This window comes from Chryseobacterium sp. Tr-659 (assembly GCF_011752975.1).
Classification (GTDB): domain Bacteria; phylum Bacteroidota; class Bacteroidia; order Flavobacteriales; family Weeksellaceae; genus Chryseobacterium.
Window position 1 is genome coordinate 1 of the sequence record NZ_VWWP01000027.1, and the last position, 692, is coordinate 692.

A 692-nucleotide genomic window follows, 5' to 3' on the forward strand; every position below is an offset into this window, starting at 1 on the left:
CCTTCCGGAGTTATGAGCACATAATGCGGCTGTGAATTATTGTTGAAATTCACCTGCTGGAATAAGCTCCATCTGTCTCCGATTGTTTTTACCTTTTTGATCTGTCCTTCCCCAAGGTCAATTTTTGTTTTCTGTTCCTCGGGAAGCTCTTCCTTGTCATCTACATATAAAGAAGCCAGTACAACATCATTCTGTAAAATCGGTAAAATGTCCGGTTCACTCCATACAAACTCTTCCATTTTTCTGCAGTTTTCACAGCCATATCCTGTGAAGTCGATCAAGATGGGTTTCTTTTCCTTTTTAGCAATCTCTACCGCTTTGAAGAAGTCGTGTTCCGGGTGCATTCCTAAAATTCCGTCTTTCTCATCATGGAAGTAGCTTACATTAAGAGGAGGAAGAATTCCGCTTAACAATTGAAGTTTCGGTCGATCAGACGGGATCAGCCCTTGGATCAGATATACCACAAACCCTATTCCCAATACCCCGAGAACCTTTCTGGTGATAGAAATTTTCGGTTTCTTATCATCATGCGGGAATCTGATGAATCCTAATAAATACAAAGCCAATCCTAAAGCGATAATGATCCATATGGCGATGAACAGTTCCCTTTTCAGGAAGAATGTTTTCGAAACCAGATCCGCTTTAGACAAGAACTTGAGAGCCAGAGCCAGTTCCACAAACCCTAAAACCAC

The 692-nt window shown here is 41.5% G+C and carries 1 protein-coding gene; it reads right to left on the minus strand.

Features of this window, described 5'->3' with window-relative positions; translation table 11 throughout:
• A partial coding sequence (locus F3J23_RS21535; RefSeq protein WP_185156491.1) for a thioredoxin family protein occupies positions 1-692 on the minus strand: 692 nt, incomplete at both ends.